General features: G+C 54.0%; 15 protein-coding genes and 1 riboswitch. Of the genes, 9 read left to right on the forward strand and 6 right to left on the reverse strand.

What is annotated here, in order from left to right:
• The first annotated feature begins 3 nt into the window (after positions 1-3).
• The 8 genes from dnaA to BJI67_RS00040 all read left to right on the forward strand — a co-directional run bounded on the left by dnaA (position 4) and on the right by BJI67_RS00040 (position 11,376).
• Entirely contained in the window at positions 4-1,338 is a 1,335-nt protein-coding gene (dnaA, locus tag BJI67_RS00005; RefSeq protein ID WP_070074214.1) for a chromosomal replication initiator protein DnaA, read from the forward strand.
• A gap of 247 nt (positions 1,339-1,585) precedes the next feature.
• Positions 1,586-2,683: a DNA polymerase III subunit beta gene (gene dnaN / locus BJI67_RS00010; RefSeq protein WP_070071258.1), complete on the forward strand. Its 1,098-nt coding sequence runs from the start codon at positions 1,586-1,588 to the stop codon at positions 2,681-2,683.
• 16 nt (positions 2,684-2,699) lie between these two features.
• Positions 2,700-3,779: a DNA replication/repair protein RecF gene (gene recF / locus BJI67_RS16510; protein WP_083250489.1), complete on the forward strand. Its 1,080-nt coding sequence runs from the start codon at positions 2,700-2,702 to the stop codon at positions 3,777-3,779.
• 25 nt (positions 3,780-3,804) lie between these two features.
• Positions 3,805-6,210 carry a DNA topoisomerase (ATP-hydrolyzing) subunit B gene (gene gyrB / locus BJI67_RS00020; protein ID WP_070071260.1) on the forward strand — a complete coding sequence of 802 codons (2,406 nt, stop codon included), beginning with the start codon at positions 3,805-3,807 and terminating at the stop codon, positions 6,208-6,210.
• A gap of 20 nt (positions 6,211-6,230) precedes the next feature.
• Entirely contained in the window at positions 6,231-8,276 is a 2,046-nt protein-coding gene (locus BJI67_RS00025) for a M3 family metallopeptidase (RefSeq protein ID WP_070071261.1), read from the forward strand.
• A complete protein-coding gene (gene xth / locus BJI67_RS00030; protein WP_070071262.1) occupies positions 8,276-9,076 on the forward strand; it encodes an exodeoxyribonuclease III in 801 nt (266 codons plus the stop codon). The genes BJI67_RS00025 and xth overlap by 1 nt, the downstream gene beginning before the upstream one ends.
• A gap of 9 nt (positions 9,077-9,085) precedes the next feature.
• Positions 9,086-10,549, forward strand: a complete 1,464-nt coding sequence (gene ubiD, locus BJI67_RS00035) for a 4-hydroxy-3-polyprenylbenzoate decarboxylase (RefSeq protein ID WP_070071263.1) — start codon at positions 9,086-9,088, stop codon at positions 10,547-10,549.
• A 283-nt stretch (positions 10,550-10,832) separates the two neighbouring features.
• Positions 10,833-10,916: riboswitch (cyclic di-GMP riboswitch) on the forward strand.
• 115 nt (positions 10,917-11,031) lie between these two features.
• Positions 11,032-11,376 (forward strand): hypothetical protein, encoded by a 345-nt coding sequence (locus BJI67_RS00040; protein ID WP_070071264.1) that lies wholly within the window; start codon positions 11,032-11,034, stop codon positions 11,374-11,376.
• Here BJI67_RS00040 and BJI67_RS00045 read toward each other — a convergent pair.
• The gene (locus BJI67_RS00045; protein ID WP_197513181.1) at positions 11,359-12,291 is read right to left on the reverse strand and encodes a DMT family transporter; all 933 of its coding nucleotides are present in this window, start codon (positions 12,289-12,291) and stop codon (positions 11,359-11,361) included. The genes BJI67_RS00040 and BJI67_RS00045 overlap by 18 nt on opposite strands.
• On the reverse strand, positions 12,288-13,190 hold the full coding sequence (locus tag BJI67_RS00050) for an NAD-dependent epimerase/dehydratase family protein (protein ID WP_197513183.1): 903 nt from the start codon (positions 13,188-13,190) through the stop codon (positions 12,288-12,290). Before BJI67_RS00050 ends, BJI67_RS00045 begins: the two co-directional genes overlap by 4 nt.
• 65 nt (positions 13,191-13,255) lie before the next feature.
• Between BJI67_RS00050 and BJI67_RS00055 the strand changes: the two genes are divergently transcribed.
• Positions 13,256-14,305, forward strand: a complete 1,050-nt coding sequence (locus BJI67_RS00055) for a CDP-6-deoxy-delta-3,4-glucoseen reductase (protein WP_070071266.1) — start codon at positions 13,256-13,258, stop codon at positions 14,303-14,305.
• 22 nt (positions 14,306-14,327) lie between these two features.
• Here the strand turns inward: BJI67_RS00055 and BJI67_RS00060 are convergent, their stop codons facing one another.
• Genes BJI67_RS00060 through hemC form a run of 4 tightly spaced genes read right to left on the reverse strand, consistent with a single transcriptional unit; the run spans position 14,328 to position 18,517 of the window.
• Positions 14,328-15,617 carry a heme biosynthesis protein HemY gene (locus BJI67_RS00060; protein WP_070071267.1) on the reverse strand — a complete coding sequence of 430 codons (1,290 nt, stop codon included), beginning with the start codon at positions 15,615-15,617 and terminating at the stop codon, positions 14,328-14,330.
• A complete protein-coding gene (locus tag BJI67_RS00065; RefSeq protein WP_070071268.1) occupies positions 15,617-16,753 on the reverse strand; it encodes a uroporphyrinogen-III C-methyltransferase in 1,137 nt (378 codons plus the stop codon). The genes BJI67_RS00060 and BJI67_RS00065 overlap by 1 nt, the downstream gene beginning before the upstream one ends.
• Positions 16,750-17,556 (reverse strand): uroporphyrinogen-III synthase, encoded by an 807-nt coding sequence (locus BJI67_RS00070; RefSeq protein ID WP_070071269.1) that lies wholly within the window; start codon positions 17,554-17,556, stop codon positions 16,750-16,752. The genes BJI67_RS00065 and BJI67_RS00070 overlap by 4 nt, the downstream gene beginning before the upstream one ends.
• A gap of 16 nt (positions 17,557-17,572) precedes the next feature.
• Positions 17,573-18,517, reverse strand: coding sequence for a hydroxymethylbilane synthase (gene hemC, locus BJI67_RS00075; RefSeq protein WP_070071270.1), 945 nt, complete (start codon positions 18,515-18,517; stop codon positions 17,573-17,575).
• Positions 18,518-18,579: the final 62 nt, after the last annotated feature.

Below are 18,579 nucleotides of genomic sequence, written 5' to 3' on the forward strand. Positions count from 1 at the left end.
GTGTTGACCGGCAGTCCACTCTGGCAATCCTGTATTGCCCAGCTCCAGAACGAGCTGTCAGAACAACAGATCAATACCTGGCTAAGGCCGCTACATGCGGATGAGTCGGAACATTCCCTTCGTCTGCTGGCGCCTAACCGCTTCGTGCTGGACTGGGTACATGAGCATTTCCTGGGTCGGATCACAGAGATCGTTTCGGAGCTAAGCCGGCGACATGATCTCCCCGTACTTATCGAAGTCGGCAGCGCCACGCCAAAACCACGTGTTACCGCAACGCACAAAACTAGGGAGTCCGAAGTAGGACGCCGTGAGACCCCAAGACATAGCATCAACGCCAGCTTTACCTTCGACAACTTTGTCGAAGGTAAATCCAATCAGTTGGCACGTGCTGCGTCCTTCCAGGTCGCGGAAAACGTTGGACGCGCCTACAACCCGTTGTTCATCTATGGCGGTGTTGGTCTCGGCAAGACACATCTGATGTATGCCATCGGTAACGCCATACTCAAGCATCGCGCGAATGCACGTGTCGTTTACCTGCATTCCGAGCGCTTTGTTGGGGACATGATCAAAGCGCTGCAGCATAATGCAATCGCCGATTTCAAACGCTACTACAGATCGGTCGACGCATTGCTTATCGATGACATCCAGTTCTTCGCAAACAAGGAAAGGTCTCAGGAAGAATTCTTCCATACCTTCAACGCCCTGCTCGAAGGCCAGCAGCAGATCATCCTGAGCTGCGACCGCTACCCTAAGGAAGTTGAGGGACTGGAGGAACGACTAAAGTCACGCTTCGGCTGGGGACTAACCGTCGCTATCGATCCACCGGAACTTGAAACGAGAGTAGCTATTCTACAACGCAAGGCGGCTGCAGCTGGCATTAACTTAAGTAACGAAGTGGCATTCTTCGTCGCCAAACGCATCCGTTCCAACGTACGAGAACTCGAAGGTGCCTTGCGCCGTATTATCGCGAGTGCCCAATTCAGTGGTCGTGAAGTCACGCTTGATTTCACCAAGGAAGCACTGCGCGATCTGCTAGCCTTACAGGACAAACTGGTAACACTGGACAACATCCAGAAGATCGTCGCCCAATATTACAACATCCGCGTTGCTGACCTGCTGTCGACACGTCGCAGCCGATCAATTACTAGGCCTCGCCAGCTTGCAATGGCCTTGTCAAAGGAATTCACAAGCCACAGTCTTCCTGAGATCGGCGACGCATTCGGCGGCAGGGATCACACAACAGTTTTGCACGCCTGTAGAAAAATCAAGGAACTACGCAGTAGTGACGCTCGCATGGAAGAAGACTACATGAATCTGGTTCGACTACTCACTAGCTAGGGCTGAAGTGCATGTGGATAAACTGTATAAATGCATTGCACCGGTATCCAACGCATTATCAGCAAACAGCTTATCCACAGGCTTGGAGGATACCCACACACGGGTTATTAGGTGTCTTAACATCTGACTAATATCATGTATATCAATAACTTGATGATTATATCCCCAATTGACTACCGTCCCTATTACTATAAGTTTTAAATCTTAAAACCTATTTATTGGCAACTCAGACCTGGAAGTACGAGCCATGCGTTTTTCGATCACTCGAGCGGAATTAATCAAACCCCTTCAACGCGTCATCGGTGCGGTAGAGCGCCGCCAAACCATGGCAATACTGGGAAATTTACTGCTTCAAGTTGAGAACAACCGCATGCAGATGACGGCTACCGACCTTGAGATTGAGTTGGTCAGCCATTGCTATCTGATATCCGGTGAGAATGGTTCTGCGACTATACCTGCTCGAAAGTTCTTCGATATCTGTCGGGCGCTACCTGATGACGCGGAAATTACTGTCGAGATCGTTGAGGGTCGAGCCACTCTCCGTTCTGGCGGGAGCCGTTTCTCGTTGGTTACCTTACCTGCCGAGGAATACCCTAATTTAGAGGAGTTTGTCCCACAGGCGCAGTTTTCCCTTAGCCAGGCTCAACTAAAAGGTCTTTTGGTTCATACATCGTTTGCCATGGCTCAGCAGGATGTCCGGTACTACCTCAATGGTTTATTGCTTGAAGCCAATGCCTCACAGGTAACTGCCGTTGCAACAGACGGACACCGCCTGGCACAGGCCAAGCTTGAAGCTGGTGTCGGTACTGGCGAGTATTCTGTGATCGTTCCCCGCAAGGCCATCATGGAATTGGTTCGTACGCTCGACGAACTGGATAGTACCGTTGAAATTTATCTTGGTACGCAAGCGATCAGATTTGAGTTCGACGATCTTCGCTTTACATCGAAGCTGATTGATGGACGTTTTCCGGATTACAAGCGCGTTATTCCACTTGATGGTGAAAAGGTGCTGACTATCACTCGTGACAGCCTGCGACAGGCCCTTCAGCGAGTCTCAATACTCTCTAATGAAAAATACCGTGGCGTTCGTGTCGGCTTAGAATCTGGATTGCTGCATATCGAGGCTCACAACCCTGAACAGGAAGAAGCGCAAGTTGAACTCCCAGTCGAATACACTGGCGAGACGCTGGACATAGGTTTTAATCTCACGTACTTGATGGATGTGATCAATACAACATCGGGTGATTCGATGCAGCTACGCTTCAAGGATTCGAGCAGTAGTGTCCTCTTGACTGACCCTAGCGAACCTAGTGCTCTCTACGTGGTTATGCCGATGCGGCTCTGACAGAACATAGCCGGGTGTGCTGACCGAAATATCGTTTTCCTGCTTACGCAACCTTAGGGAACAGACCTTTCTGCCTGGAGGTGGAGTCAACCTCATTGTCGGGCGGAATGCTGCAGGCAAGACAAGCGTACTGGAAGCTATCTACCTGCTATCGAGAGGACGCTCATTTCGGACCACTCAACTTGATTCAATTGTGTGTAGCAATGGGTCATCTTGTTGGGTGCGTGGACGGGTACAAAAGTCACCCAACGAACGTAACATGCTCGTTGCCTATCAGCGTAGCGGACGAAGAAATCGCTTTCGCATCGATGGTGATGATGCTAACGGAATTGCTCAGTTAGCGAAGCTGCTCCCAGTTCAGGTGATTCAGCCGGATAGTCACCTACTCATTACCGGTGGGCCTGGCTATCGACGCGCTTACGTTGATTGGGGCTGTTTTTATTCTGATAGCGCGTTTTACCCCGCGTGGCTCCAATACCGCCGTTCATTAAGCCAGTACAACTCTGCACTACGACAGAACTCGCCTACCCGTGTACTAGAGAGTCTTGAGGCTCAGCTTTCAAGCAATGGCTTTCAGTTGGCTGAATCTCGCCAACGATACATCGACACGCTTTCTCAAAAACTACCCACGGTCGCCGAACTCTGGCCTGATTTCGATCATTCCCACATTGACTATGATCAAGGTTGGCCAGCTGATATGGCCTTGGATGAAGCTTTGGCAAGACAACGAGAACGCTCACTGCGTATCGGGTCCGCACTGGTTGGCGCACACCGTGCAGAGCTGAAAATTCTTGTCGACAACCTACTTCTCTCACAGTCATTTTCTAGAGGCCACATTAAACGAGTGACCTATGCATTGATACTCGCTCAAGTATCTGTGTTCGAAGATACCGCTGCACAGTCATGCTGCTTGCTTATAGATGATGTCTCGTCTGAGCTCGATGTGAATTCGCTTCGCTCAGTGGCTGATGTTCTATCACATCGACAATCGCAAACTTTCATAACCGCGCTAGAAAGCGATTGTTTCGATGCATTCGAGTTTGCTGGGCGCAAGATGTTTCACGTGGAACATGGGGTGTTGAGCGAACTGGTATAATGATGCGATTGATTCGAGGTGCACTATGTCTGGAACGGAAAAAACTTACGACTCATCGAATATCAAGGTACTGCGTGGCTTGGATGCGGTGCGAAAACGCCCAGGTATGTACATCGGAGATACAGACGACGGGACTGGTCTGCATCACATGGTGTTCGAGGTTGTAGACAATGCCATAGACGAAGCGCTCGCCGGTTACTGCCACGCCATTCAGATCGCGATCAAATCTGATAACTCAGTTCGCGTGGAAGACGATGGGCGCGGTATACCTGTTGATATTCATCCTGAAGAAGGTAGACCAGCAGCAGAGGTGATCATGACAGTGCTGCATGCTGGCGGAAAATTCGACGACAACTCCTATAAGGTCTCAGGCGGTTTGCACGGCGTTGGCGTATCGGTGGTCAACGCGCTATCTGAGTGGTTGGAGTTGATGGTATACAGGGATGGTTATTCCTACCGTCAGACATATCGAATGGGAGAGCCAGTAACGCCTCTTACCAAGAGCGAACCTTCCGACAGAACCGGTACGGTAGTGCATTTCAAGCCGAGTACTGAAATATTCAGCGACACCGAGTACCACTACGAGATATTGGCCAAAAGACTCAGGGAGCTGTCATTTCTGAACTCTGGTGTACGTATCGAGTTGAGCGATGAGCGTAGCGATAAGTTGGATGTATTTGAGTATGAGGGAGGCATTCAGGCATTTGTCGCACATCTGAATCGAAATAAGGAACCCCTGCATCCCACCGTCCTGTACTTTAGCGCCGAAAGGGATGGATTGGGGGTCGAGGTCGCTTTGCAGTGGAACAATAGCTACCAGGAAACGATCTTTTGCTACACGAATAACATCCCTCAGAAAGACGGTGGTACACACCTGGCGGGCTTCCGCGCCGCGATGACGCGTACGCTCAATCAGTATCTCGAGTCGGAAGGTATCGCCAAGAAGCAGAAGATTTCGATGAGCGGAGATGACGCTCGTGAAGGTCTGACCGCCGTCCTGTCAGTCAAGGTGCCCGACCCCAAATTCTCATCGCAGACCAAGGAAAAATTGGTGTCTTCCGAGGTCAAGCCCATCGTCGAATCCGAAATGGCCGAGCGCTTACAAAGCTTTCTGCTGGAAAATCCGGGGGAAGCCAAAGCGATAATTGCCAAGATTGTCGATGCGGCGCGTGCCAGGGAGGCGGCAAGGCGCGCAAGGGAAATGACGAGGCGAAAAGGCGCGCTCGACATTGCCGGACTTCCAGGAAAACTGGCCGATTGCCAGGAAAGAGATCCGGCGCTGTCAGAGTTGTTTCTCGTGGAGGGCGATTCTGCGGGTGGTTCCGCGAAACAGGGACGTGACCGTAGAACGCAAGCGATCCTTCCGTTGAAGGGTAAGATTCTCAATGTGGAAAAAGCACGCTTCGACAAAATGCTTGGATCTGCTGAGGTCGGTACCCTGATCACGGCATTGGGCTGCGGGATCGGGAGGGATGAATTCAACCCCGACAAGCTTCGCTACCATCGAATCATCATCATGACCGATGCCGATGTCGACGGCTCACACATCCGCACGTTGCTGTTGACCTTCTTTTACAGGCAGATGCATGAACTGGTTGAGCGCGGGCATATTTATATTGCGCAGCCGCCACTGTACAAGATTAAACGAGGAAAGCAGGAACAGTACGTCAAAGACGATGCGGAGATGACGGCCTACCTGCTGCAAAACGCACTCAACGGTGCGCAATTGCACATCAATGCACAAGCTCCCTCTTTGAGCGAGGATGCATTGGCTGATCTTGCAAAGCGATACCAGGCATGTCTGGCTACAGTACGCCGGCTATCTAGACGCTATCCTGCTGAAATTACTGCTGAAATGATGTTCCACCCTTTGCGTGCGGCTAGCAGTAGCAGTGACGCGGGCGCTCTGAACGATTGGCTGCAATCACTCACAAATTACGCGAATGCCAAGCTCGAGGCTGCAAGCGTGCGTATCGAAGTCGATGCCGAACAGTCCTCGATTCGTGTTGTGCGAACTCAGCATGGCCTCGACAGTACCAAGGAAATACCGCTCGGATTTTTCCAGTCGGCTGAATTCGCGATGTTGAACGAATTAGCTGAACGAATCGATGGGTTGCTTGAAGAAGGTGCCTATGTGAAACGCGGCGAACGTCAGCAATCGGTGGGGCACTTCGCGGAAGTGATGAACTGGCTTGAGGATGAAGGCAAACGCGGGGTGTCGATTCAGCGCTACAAGGGGCTTGGTGAAATGAACGCGGATCAGCTTTGGGAGACCACGATGAACCCTGAGTCGCGTCGGCTCCTCCAGGTACGTATCGAGGACGCCATTGCCGCGGACGAGGTATTCACGACGCTGATGGGCGACCAGGTTGAACCTCGTCGAGACTTTATCGAGGCCAATGCCCTGAAAGCCGAAAATATAGATATCTAGATAATTCAATAGGTTATAAATTGACGACTAACGCGTTGCTTGAGAGTTCGGATCTTCCTCCGTTTGCCCGGATCGAGGTGAAACATATCCTGCCGGCAATCAAGGCGGTGCTTCTGGACAACCGTGAGCGTCTAGCGAGGCGTCTTGCCGATCCAGCACCGGCAGACTGGGAAAATGTCGCCGAATTGTCTGCAGATATGGACGACAAGTTGGAAAGGATCTGGTCCCCTGTCAGGCATCTGAATGCGGTTGCCAACAATCCTGAGTTGCGGAAGGCCTACAATGCCTGCCTGCCGCTTGTATCCGAATACCATACCGAGCTTGGTCATAATCGAGCACTGTATGATCTATGGGTTCAACTCAGTGAAAATGCCACGCACCTGCAGCTAGATTCGGCGCAAATAAAACTGATCAAAGACACCATTCGTGATTTCAAACTGTCAGGCGTCGATCTAGCGCCTGCGGATAAGGAACAATTTTCCAGCTTGCAGCGGCGTCTTGCCGAGTTGCAGGCAAAATTCGAAGAAAACGTTCTCGATGCAACCGATGGCTGGAGCATCATCCTTGAAAGCACGGAGCGTCTCGGAGGTGTGCCGGATTCTGCAATCGCGATGTTCAGGGAATCGGCGTCGAATCATGGCAAGGATGGCTACCGTATTTCACTGGATTTCCCTTCTTATGACGCGATCATAAGCTATTGCGACGATCGTGATCTTCGTCGGCAGATCTACACTGCCTATGTAACGCGTGCCTCTGATCACGGACCGAATTCGGGGCGTTGGGACAACACGCCAATCATGTGCGAAATCCTCGATTTAAGAACCAAGCTTGCGAAATTACTGGGATTCGAGAATTTCGCTCAGGAATCGCTTGCAACAAAAATGGCCGAGTCGCCCAAAACCGTGCTCGATTTTCTACAGAGCCTGGCTGATAAGTCACGTATCACGGCAGAAAAGGAGTTCTTCGAACTTCAGGCATTCGCCCAAGAAGAATTTGGCATGGAGTGTCTCGAATCCTGGGATATTGCGTACGCCACACAAAAGCTGAGGGAGAAAAAATATAGCTTTAACGAAGAGCAAATAAAGGCGTATTTCCCCGTCGAGCAAGTAATTGGTGGGCTGTTTGAACTGGTTGGGAACCTGTTTGACGTAGAGATAAAACCGGCGGCAGTCGAGATAGAAAGATGGCACTCGGATGTGAAAGTCTACGACGTCAAAAGCCTTGACGGTAAATTGCTTGCCCAGTTCTACGTCGATCTATATGCCCGCGAGCATAAGCGTGGCGGTGCTTGGATGGACGAATGCAGAAGTCATCGAAAAAGTGGAGCACGTTATCAGCATGCTGTCGCCTATCTCACTTGCAATTCTGCACCGCCAGTGGATGGGCAACCCGGTTTATTGACGCACGATGAGGTCGTTACGCTGTTCCATGAATTTGGCCATGGTTTGCATCATATGCTGACTCAGGTGCCATATTCACAGATTTCCGGAATTCGTGGCGTAGAGTGGGATGCCGTAGAACTGCCAAGTCAGTTTATGGAGAACTGGTGTTGGCAAAGCGAGGTTCTGGAAAAAATATCCGGACATTACGCTACAGGTGAAAAGTTACCTGATCACCTGCGTAACGGTTTGCTGGCGACACGGGATTTTCAAGCTGGAATGCAGATGTTGCGTCAAGTCGAATTTGCCATGTTCGATATGCGATTACACATGACTGTCCCACCACCGAATGCCGCTGCTATACAAACGATCATTGATGAAGTCAGACGGGAAATTGCCGTTGTTTTCCCGCCCACATTCAATCGCTTCCAGAATGGTTTTGCACATATATTCGGCGGTGGATATGCTGCAGGCTACTACAGTTACAAATGGGCCGAGGTATTATCTGCAGATGCATTTTCCCGCTTTGAAGAGGAAGGCTTGTTCAACAAGTTTATCGGCATTGCATTTCTGCGGAGTATTCTAGAAATGGGTGGGTCTCGCCCCGCAATGGAATCCTTTGTTGAGTTTAGGGGACGCGAGCCGAAAATAGATGCCTTGCTGAAGCATACCGGGATAGCTGCCTGATGGTGCTCAAAGTAGCGAGCTGGAACGTCAATTCGCTCAATGTGAGATTACCCCATGTCCTGCAATGGCTGGATTCCGAGAAACCGGATATTGTAGGTCTGCAGGAAACCAAACTGCAGGACGAAAAATTTCCATACCGGGCGTTCGTTGACCAAGGGTACGAAGCGGTCTATTCAGGACAAAAGACGTATAACGGAGTTGCCCTGCTGGCCAAGCAGGGCCACGAACTGCGGAAGGTCCTGACCGATATACCTAATATGGAAGATCCTCAGCGTAGAATAATTGCCGCTGAAATAGCTGGTATTCGGATACTCAATCTATATGTGGTAAACGGTCAGGCTGTTGGTACAGATAAATACGACTACAAGCTGGACTGGCTCGAGCGTGTGACGGCATTCATAGAAGCCGACATGAAGAAGTATCCGAAGTATATGATCATGGGTGACTTTAACATTGCGCCTGATGATGCCGATGTCCACGATCCTGAAGCCTGGAAAGATCAAATACTTTGTTCAAGTCCTGAGCGTGCCGCACTTGATGGGATCAAGGAACTTGGCTTTAAGGATACTTTCCGCTTGTTTGAACAGAAACCGCAATCGTTTTCATGGTGGGATTACCGCGCGGCTGCGTTCAGAAGAAACATAGGACTACGGATTGATCTGCTTCTTGCAAGCGATCAGTTGGCTACGAGTTGTACCGGCTCATGGGTGGACCGCGAACCTAGAACTTGGGAAAGGCCATCTGATCATGCCCCAGTAATTTGCGAATTCGATCTCGCCGATTTCACGCAGAGTTCCTAGGGCAAGATTATGAAATATAAGGATTTGCGAGATTTCATTGCGATACTCGAAGCAAGCGGAGAACTTCGCAGAATACAAACCGAGATAGATCCAAAGCTTGAGATGACGGAGATTTGCGACCGTACCTTGCGCATGGAAGGGCCGGCGCTCCTGTTCGAAAAACCAAAAGGTTCGACGATTCCGGTACTGGGAAATCTTTTCGGTACGCCGCGCAGAGTCGCAATGGGCATGGGCGAGACTTCCGTTGAGGCATTGCGTGAAATAGGGAAATTGCTGGCATTTCTCAAGGAGCCTGATCCACCGAAAGGCTTGAAGGAAGCCTGGAGAAGTCTGCCAATATTCAAGAAAATTTTGGATATGGCGCCAAAACAGGTTTCCTCTGGCCCATGCCAGGAATTGGTGCAGGAAGGCGAAGATGTAGATCTTGGCACACTGCCCGTCCAGACATGCTGGCCAGGCGACGCCGGTCCTTTGATAACCTGGGGTTTGGTAACGACCAAGGGACCTGACAAGGAAAGGCAGAATCTGGGTATTTACCGCCAACAGGTCATTGGGCGGAATCGAGTGATCATGCGCTGGTTGTCGCACCGAGGCGGCGCTCTCGACTACCGAGACTGGTTGCGCAACTGGCCTGGGGAGAATTTCCCCGTTGCTGTCACACTAGGTGCCGATCCAGCCACAATTCTAGCTGCTGTGACACCCGTTCCGGATACGCTGTCAGAGTATGCTTTTGCGGGACTGTTGCGCGGGAGCCGTACGGAACTCGTGCGCTGCCTTGGTTCCGACCTCAGCGTGCCGGCATCTGCCGAAATCGTGCTTGAAGGTCATATCGTGCCAGGTGACGAGGCGGACGAGGGTCCGTTTGGCGATCACACAGGCTATTACAATGAGGTCGATCGATTCCCGGTTTTCACCGTTGACCGCATCACTCAGCGGCGAAATCCGATTTACCACAGTACCTATACAGGTAGGCCACCGGATGAGCCAGCAGTACTCGGTTTGGCACTGAATGAGGTTTTCGTTCCCTTATTGCAGAAGCAGTTTCCGGAAATTGTCGATTTTTATCTTCCACCAGAAGGCTGCTCCTATCGTATGGCTGTAGTTAGTATGCGTAAGCAGTATCCAGGACATGCAAAGCGCGTGATGATGGGAGTGTGGAGCTATTTACGCCAATTTATGTATACAAAGTTCGTAATTGTTGTCGATGATGACGTCAATACGCGTGACTGGCGAGATGTTATTTGGGCGATAACAACACGTATGGATCCTATTAGGGACACGGTGATAGTCGACAATACACCCATCGATTATCTCGATTTTGCATCACCGGTATCTGGTTTAGGATCGAAAATGGGTTTGGACGCGACGAATAAATGGAGAGGTGAAACGGATCGCGAGTGGGGTCGTCCGATAAGTATGGATCTGAATGTAAAACGGCGCATAGACGAGCTGTGGGATAACCTGAACATTTAGGTACCTACTTTCATTAAAGTTAGGCTAGTCGAGCAATTAAGATAAGAAGGAAATGGATATGCGCCGTCTTGGATTGAGTCTAACTGGCATTTGGCTTGTATTGGTCGGGTTAAGTGCTCTTATACACATTCGTTTTGAGTACCGAGAGGTCTTAATGAGTGCATTGGCATTGGTGGCTGGCGTGCTTCTTATCGTACAATGTTAGGATTACCTTCTGTCTGCTGTTCTATGCCATTTGTCTAAAGTCTTGCCTAAACCTGCAAGATTCGCATAACATCCATACTTGAGATAAGGGCAAAATCGTCGAAAGACGATGGCGCAAAGCCAAGGGTCTAAAGCCGTAAGGCCATGACAGCCGGTTGCCGCAACCGAGACAAGGTCTCGGTGCGATTCATGCGATGACTACTATTACGGGTGGTGTCCATGCTGCATGGCAGTGCCGAAGACTCGAACCTATAAGCTAGGTCGAGAGGGATTCAACTATGAAACTGCACAATGCCATAGGTTCGCTAGCGGTGGGGGTAGTGGTATCATTTCCGGCATTGGCAATAGCTAATACACAGTTGGATCAGCCTGAAAATAATTGTCTAACGTGGACCTTGGTTGGAAAAACCCAGCCTAATCTCGAAACGGTTCAACAATATTGGAATGCTGCCGAAGTGCAGGTCCGTAAAGCAGCCGCGTCGATTATGGCCAGCGCTCCGGCCCGTCTGGGTTTCTACCTTGGCGCAGCCAACGAACCCCCAATGTCTATTGTCGGACAAGACTTCAGGCAGGATCTTGCCGGGCGTATCAAGTATGGCTTCTACCTAGTCAGCACTTTCTGAAAAGTCTGTTCCTGTATTGATGCGGGCGCGCAGTATGCGAATCGGGAAATTAAGGCCTAGATTCGTCAAGTAAACCCCTAAAACGACCATGCTTCCACCAAGCAGAAGTGAGCCGTCGATACGCTCACCGAGAGCGATATGCGCTGTAATGAGTGCACTGACGGGGACAATGTTAATAAAGATGCTGGCGCGCATCGCGCCGACGCGCTTAATCCCCTGGTAGTACCAAACCAACCCAAGTGCTGTAGCGGCGGCGCCCAAATAAGTCAGATTGGCCCAATCTACTGCGGTATAGGCGTGGATATGTTCTAGGAGCCCGTTGTACAAAGCGGGTACAGACAGCATAAGACAACCGACAATTGAGGAATAAGTGACTGAGGCCATGGGTGAAAGCCCAGACATCAGTTGCCGACCGATTAGTGAGTAAGCGACCCAGCTGAACAGACAAGCGAGGATGTCCAAGAATCCAGCTGGAAAACCGCTCGCCAAAGCGGCTGGATCGCCGTGTGCAATGACGATCAATGCGCCGAACAGCGAAAGCAGTATGCCTAGAATCCGGATACGCCCAAGCGCTTCATGCAGCAATAACCAGGAGAAGACTGCGATCAAGGTCGGATTCATCGCGATCACTGCGGCCGCACGCGCCGCGGGCAGCGATTCCAGTGCGCGAAAGAAAAAGATGTTGTAGAGAAATACCCCGGTGGTGCCCAGCAAGATCACGCCGGCGAACTGGCGTGCGGTGAGACGAGGAAGGCCACCTTCGAAAAAATAGGCAAGTACCAGGAGACATACGGAGGCGATCGAGAATCGCAGAAATGCAGCCGCTAACGGTTCAACGTGACCGGCCAGCAATCTACCGGAAACGAAAGTGCCGCCCCACAAGATGGCCATGGCGGTGAGCTTGAGGTAGGTCACGGTGGCGTATGAAGAAATGGCGGCATGATTTGAGGATCGCGTGCCAATGCATCGGCAAGCGTGGGGTACTGCAAATGTAAGTGCAACGAGGACAGCAGTAGGCGGTTGCACAGACGACGCGATTCGCTTAGGTAAATTCGACCCTCCGGTGAAGCCCTCTGGATGGCTTCACGCAGGCTTACGAAGAGGGGTGAAGAAAGTTGATATGCTTGTGCCAATTCCAGCAGGAATCGACTGGTGCTGCTGGGGTTGCCGTCCGCGACGTTGAACACGTGGTCTTCTCCTGGACGACGCAGAGCTTCGATGCAAACGGAAACCAGATCATCGACGTGAATCCGGTTGCTCCAAGGCGCTTCAGCCAAGTCAACGATCGGCCTACCATGACGTAGACGCTGCAATGGCAAGCGATCAGGCCCGTAAATCCCCCCGATGCGAAGTAGTATGAGACTGCAGTCGTGGCTTTTGCACCAGATCGACAGTTGCGCCTCGGCATCGACCCGACGCAGTGCGCGGTCACTGTCAGGACGTAGCGGCGCAGTTTCATCGATCCAGCGGCCGCCGCAATCCCCATACACCCCGCTCGTTCCTGCATAAACGATGTGGCGAGGCGGCTGGTGCTCCAGCATCGCAAGCGCGCGCGACAAGCGCGCATCGGTATTGCCATCCCGGGGCGGTGGAACGAGATAGAGCAAGCCATAATCTCGCCAAGGCGGCACTAGCTGCGGCGGATCCAGGGCATCGAGGTCAAGCGCAAAGGCCGGCAAACTTTCTGCGAGTAAAGCAGGCAATGTACCGTTCGGCCTAGCTGTCAGCGCGATGGAATCGGTATCCGTAAGCGAGAGCCGCCTTGCGACGCGCTTGCCCAGGTACCCGCCGCCGAGAATCAACGTATTGAGCACGTGGTGATATCCGCGGGAACAATGCCACATAATACAGCGCTTGATTAAAAGCGGATGGGCTAGATATGAGTTTCACCGTGACCCTGCGCCCAAGCGGGCACAGTTTCGAAGTAGACGATGACGAACGCATCCTGGAAGCGGCATTGCGCGAAGGTTTCGCCTTTCCGTATGGCTGTCGAAATGGCGCCTGCCGCAGTTGTATGGGGCGTCTGCTCACCGGCGAAGTGGATTACGGTCCGAAGAAACCGCCCGGCTTGAGCCAACACGATATCGACGCCGGCAAGGTGCTGTGCTGTCAAGCGGTGCCGCTGAGCGATTTGGAGTTGGAAGTGCGCGAGATCGGCGCGGCTCGCGACCTCGTGGTGAAAACCCTACCCGTTCGTGTCGTCGGATTGGACAGGCTCAATCATGACGTGATGGAGATGCGCCTCAAGCTGCCGACCACCGAACAATTGCTGTTTCTGCCTGGTCAGTACATCGACATCCTGCTCAAGGACGGTCGTAGGCGCAGCTTTTCACTCGCCAACCCCCCGCACCGCAACGATTTTCTCGAATTACACATCCGCCATGTCCCTGGCGGTGCATTCACGACACAAGTGTTTGAGAATTTGGCGCCGAAGGCATTGTTACGTATAGAAGGCCCGTTGGGTGCGTTCTTTTTGCGGGAAGACAATGACCGTCCGATCATCCTGGTTGCCGGCGGAAGCGGCTTTGCACCCATCCAGGCTATCGTCGAGCATATGTTCGCAAATGCCGATAAGAGATCCGCTCATCTATTCTGGGGAGTGCGCACAGCGGCGGATTTATATCGGGACGATCAGGTGAAGGCTTGGTTGGAGTCGAATCCTTCGATGCGGTACACGCCTGTACTCTCGGCCTCAGGCCCGGAGGATACCCATTGGCAGGGTGAAACCGGGTGGGTGCACGATGCGGTACTGCGTGAGTATCCTGATCTCAGTGCATACGATGTGTATCTATGTGGACCACCGGCGATGATCCAAGCAGCCGAAGCAGCATTTGTCGCACACGGGCTACCAGTGCAAAACTTGTATTTCGACAGTTTTGAGTATGGCGCGGACACGCAGGAGGCGCTGGCCGGTAACGGTGGGGAGTAGCCGACTCAGCCCGCAGCTTGGTCTAAACGGTGTAGATATCGTCGACATCACTGACTAGGCGCTCACTGATCTGCGGTCTGATGTAGCGATCACGTTCAAGCCGCTGTCCGATTCGTTCAACCTTGTGGTTGCCATGCACCATAAGGCTCAGACCCCGATGGTAACAGTCGCTGGCTGCTTCATGCTCACCCATGTGTACAAGCAATTCGCCAAGTTCGAGATAGCCCTCTCCGCTAGGGTGCTCGCCGAGGCTGGCTTCGTAATAGCTGCGGGATTTCCCCCAAAGCTGCGCCGAGCGGCTGATGCGGGCCAGACTCAACAGCAAGGCTGCATTGTGCGGGTTGGCACGTAGCCAGTTTTCTGCCTGGCGCAGCTGTGGGGCGGTATCGGGTAGATCAAGCGCCCCATAACGTGCAGCAAGTTCATCGCTCCAGCTGCGATTGAGACTGCGAGATAGCAGCTTTTCGGCAAGCGCCGGTTCACCTCGGGCAATCAACTGGTCGACGTAGATTCCAATCAATTCAGGGCGCTGACGGCTTTTGCGCGGCAGTGCTTCCCAAAAACCGGTCAGGTGAGCGAGGTCAGCGTTTTCGGTCTGGCGTGTAAAGAGCCCGCTAAGAACCTTGATCTCAAGGTCCTCGACGCGCTCAGGGCTCAACGCCGTGGTGCGGCGCAGTTTTGGCAGCAGCTTGGCCAGGGCCTCCCAATCGTTAAGCTGCAGGTAAAGGCGTCCAAGGAGCTTGGAGACATAGGCATGATCCGGAGCTACTTCGCGCAAATGGTTCAGTGTGGCCAGGGCTTGCTCCGTCTGACCATGCGCGAGTTGAAGCTCTGCCTGGGTGAGCTCCACGGCAATGTGAGCATTGGGATTGCTTTCAAGGGCCCGGCGCAGATATTCGTCACGTCTGTCGTAGGCCTGCTGCATTTGTGCGCTTCTGGCAGCAGCAAGGAAGTTCAGTAGTGGTGTCTGGCTACCGCTTGCGCTGCGTAGCAGCAGCCGCTCTGAGGCATGCCAACGGCCCTCGGCAAGCTCGATCAATCCGCGAGTTAGCCCGCGGCGTGCGCGTTCGGCGCGGCGCAGGTGCAGGCGCGTGGAAAGGTCTCGGGGGGCGCGCCAGATGCGATTTAGCAGGCGAAGCACGGCATACAGTGCGGCAAACAACACTACCAGCACGACCACAAGATCGACCAGGGAAAGCTCGACGGACCAGTGACCCCAGGCAAGTACGGCATAGCCCGGGTCTTGCATCGCCCAATAGACGACGGCGCCGGTGGCCAGCATCGCGAGGAGCCCGAGGAAGAGAAATTTCATTAGCCGTGCGCCTCGGTGTTTTTCGGTGCGGCAAGCTTCTGCAGCCGAGCCAGTGCGGCCCCGATCTTCGGCAGCGAAGGCGCGATGTCTATCGCTTCGAGCTTATTCAGGGTCTGCGCGATGCCGGCACGCAAAGCCGGATCGCCCGAGGTTTGTTTGAGCGTGTTCAAAACGTCGCCGATGGCCTGATGGTAGGTCGTGTTGTCCCCGGCCAGGACAGCTGCACGGGCGTTTTCCAGATAAAGGTATAGCGATTGGGCTGCTTGTCCCTGGCTGGTGACCACCGCAAGGTCGTTGATCCGCTGTGGGTAATGTCGGATGCTGACATGATCTGAGATGCTATCCCAGACGGTCGCAAGGAAACCACGCAAACCGCCTGTTCCGCCAGACTTCTGCGTAGCCGTTTCAGGTGCAGACTGTCCGCTATGATCGAGCAACGCCGCACCCAGCGGTGTCGGCAGCAGGATCTGACTCATGACCTGATCGAGACGCAGCAAGATGCCAACCTTGTCCGGCCCCTGGTAGTCACGAAGCGCTTGTATTTCGGCTGCGAGATCCCGGCGTACCGGCAACATCTCTGGGTCACCCAGACGCGCAAGTCGTTCATCCGCCTGCGAGAGGGCGTCTGCTGCACCCTGAGGGTCGCGCAGCAGATCAAGCCGATATCGGGCGATGCGCATCAGGTATTCGGCCTCTGCCAGCGTCCAGCCGCGTTGGTCACGCTGATTGAGAATCTGGCTCTGACGCAGCGCCTTGCCAAATGCGTTCAATGCCTGCGCCTGCGCCTGTTGCTGCGCCTCAAGCTGGTCGGTCTTGTCGGCGTAGGCAGCAAGATGGTCGCGCGAGGCCTTGTCGGAGAGTGCCTGTTTCAGGGTCTGGATTTGAGCGGCCTGCATCGCCAGGGTGTTGTGCATCTGCTGCCAGGCCCAGTAACCGACGCCAAACCCAGCGCATCCTAAGAGGATGGCAATAACCGCCAGCAGCAGGCCGATGGTCGCGGCCCAAGCCGCACGCCCTGATTTCTGCGGCTGTGGTGACGCTGGCGCATTCTCCTGTGAAACGGCTTCTGTTACCTCCGTCTCGGGGGGGGCGGTGGCTTCTTCCGGTTTTTCGGCTGTGGGTTCGGTCGTGCTCATGTGGCATCCCGTTGTCCGGCCCAGGCGGCCAAAGTGTCATACATGGCTTCGTCGCTGGGATCGTCCGCAACGATAATAGGCAACTGGTGGCCCAACTCACGTGCAGTCGCGGCAATGCGTTCGCTACCCACGATCAATGGTGTCTTGCGAAGCCACATCTGACCCAATTTGCCGACCATATCAAGCAGGTTATGCAGCCCTTCGGTGCTGGTGATCATGATTACGCCGACTTCTCCGCGGGACCAGTGGTATAGCAGCGCGCCGCTGTCGGAAGAGGGTTTGCCGCGGCGGTAGGCATTGGCGTAGACGACCTTTGCCCCCCGTTCGCGTAGAGTGTCGCCAAGCACTTCGCGACCACCGTCTCCGCGGAAGATGACCACCTTGCGACCACGCATGTCCCGCATAGATTCGACCTCGAGCAGGGCTTCGCTGTCGAAACGGCGTCCGGGGCGGATCGCCACGGAGAGGCCATACTGCTCGATTGCACGCGCCGACTTCGCGCCGATGGCGGCAATTTCAACGGAATCGGGCCAGGACCGTCGCGCCTTGACCAGATTCAGCACCTTGTGAACCGCGTTTGGGCTGATGAAGATGGCGAGGTCGAATTCGTCAAGCCGGTCGATCAGTTCGAGCAGTGGTGAACGGTCCACCGGATCGAGGATCTCTAGGACGGGATAGCGGATCGCCCGCCCGCCCGCTGCCTCAATACGTGCGCACAACTCGTCGGCCTGATGTGATGGGCGCGTGATGACGACGCCGAGCCCGGAGAGTGGTACGGGCGATATGCGGTCAGGCATGCTCATGGATGGCCGCCCGGACCTAGCGCGCCGGCGCCTGCTGCTCGATGCCGAGGGCGGCGAGAATCTCGCCGGCGCCTTGCGCGAGCAGGTTTTCGGCGATGGCAGTGCCCAGTGCCTCAGGCATGTCGAGCGGTCCGTCTGCCTCGGCGCGGTGGATGCGGGTGCCGTCGGGCGTGCCGACCAGTCCGCGCATCCGCAGGCGCCCACCCTCTAGCGTGGCGTATCCAGCAATCGGCACCTGACAGCCGCCGTTGAGGCGCGCGTTCAGTGCACGCTCGGCCCGCACGCAGCAGTGCGTATCCGCATCGTCGAGCGGCGCGACGAGATTCATCACCCGGCTGTCGTCAAGCCGGGTTTCGATGCCGAGAGCGCCCTGTCCGATGGCGGGCAGCGAATCGCCCGCATCGAGCACGCTTCGAATCCGCTCGGACAGCCCGAGCCTGCGCAAGCCCGAGGCGGCGAGGATGATCGCATCGAATTCGCCGGCGTCCAGTTTGGCCAGGCGGGTGTTGACGTTGCCGCGCAACGGACTGACCTTGAAGCGAGGGAATCGTGACATGATCTGTGCCTGCCGTCGCAGGCTTGCGCTGCCCACATGGGCGTCGACAGGCATATCCGCAGGTGTGTCGTAGCGGTTTGAGACGAACGCATCGAAAGGACTGTCGCGTTCCAGCACGACCGGCAGACCCAGGCCGGGTGGAAACTCGACCGGTACATCCTTCATCGAATGCACGGCGATATCGGCCTCGCCGCTCAGCAAGGCTTGTTCCAGCTCCTTGACGAACAGACCCTTGCCGCCGATTTTCGCAAGCGGGCTGTCGAGAATCTGGTCGCCGCGAGTGCTCATCCGCACGAGTTCAATTTCAAGCTGCGGGTGCAGCGCCTTCAGGCGCCCTGCGACTTCTTCGGCCTGCCACACGGCGAGCGGGCTCTTGCGGGTGGCTATCCTGAGGCGTTGGGTCATATCCACTCGAGTTGCTTTAAACCAGCATAAGAGTATATAGGATTCAATAAGTGCATTGGGCC

The sequence above is a fragment of the Acidihalobacter aeolianus genome (assembly GCF_001753165.1).
GTDB lineage: Bacteria > Pseudomonadota > Gammaproteobacteria > DSM-5130 > Acidihalobacteraceae > Acidihalobacter > Acidihalobacter aeolianus.

Coding starts and splice junctions, on each gene's coding strand:
- dnaN (WP_070071258.1), top strand. CDS start 1,586: ATGCGTTTTTCGATCACTCGAGCGGAATTAATCAAACCCCTTCAACGC.
- gyrB (WP_070071260.1), top strand. CDS start 3,805: ATGTCTGGAACGGAAAAAACTTACGACTCATCGAATATCAAGGTACTG.
- xth (WP_070071262.1), top strand. CDS start 8,276: ATGGTGCTCAAAGTAGCGAGCTGGAACGTCAATTCGCTCAATGTGAGA.
- ubiD (WP_070071263.1), top strand. CDS start 9,086: ATGAAATATAAGGATTTGCGAGATTTCATTGCGATACTCGAAGCAAGC.
- BJI67_RS00040 (WP_070071264.1), top strand. CDS start 11,032: ATGAAACTGCACAATGCCATAGGTTCGCTAGCGGTGGGGGTAGTGGTA.
- BJI67_RS00055 (WP_070071266.1), top strand. CDS start 13,256: ATGAGTTTCACCGTGACCCTGCGCCCAAGCGGGCACAGTTTCGAAGTA.
- BJI67_RS00060 (WP_070071267.1), bottom strand. CDS start 15,617: ATGAAATTTCTCTTCCTCGGGCTCCTCGCGATGCTGGCCACCGGCGCC.
- BJI67_RS00065 (WP_070071268.1), bottom strand. CDS start 16,753: ATGAGCACGACCGAACCCACAGCCGAAAAACCGGAAGAAGCCACCGCC.
- BJI67_RS00070 (WP_070071269.1), bottom strand. CDS start 17,556: ATGAGCATGCCTGACCGCATATCGCCCGTACCACTCTCCGGGCTCGGC.
- hemC (WP_070071270.1), bottom strand. CDS start 18,517: ATGACCCAACGCCTCAGGATAGCCACCCGCAAGAGCCCGCTCGCCGTG.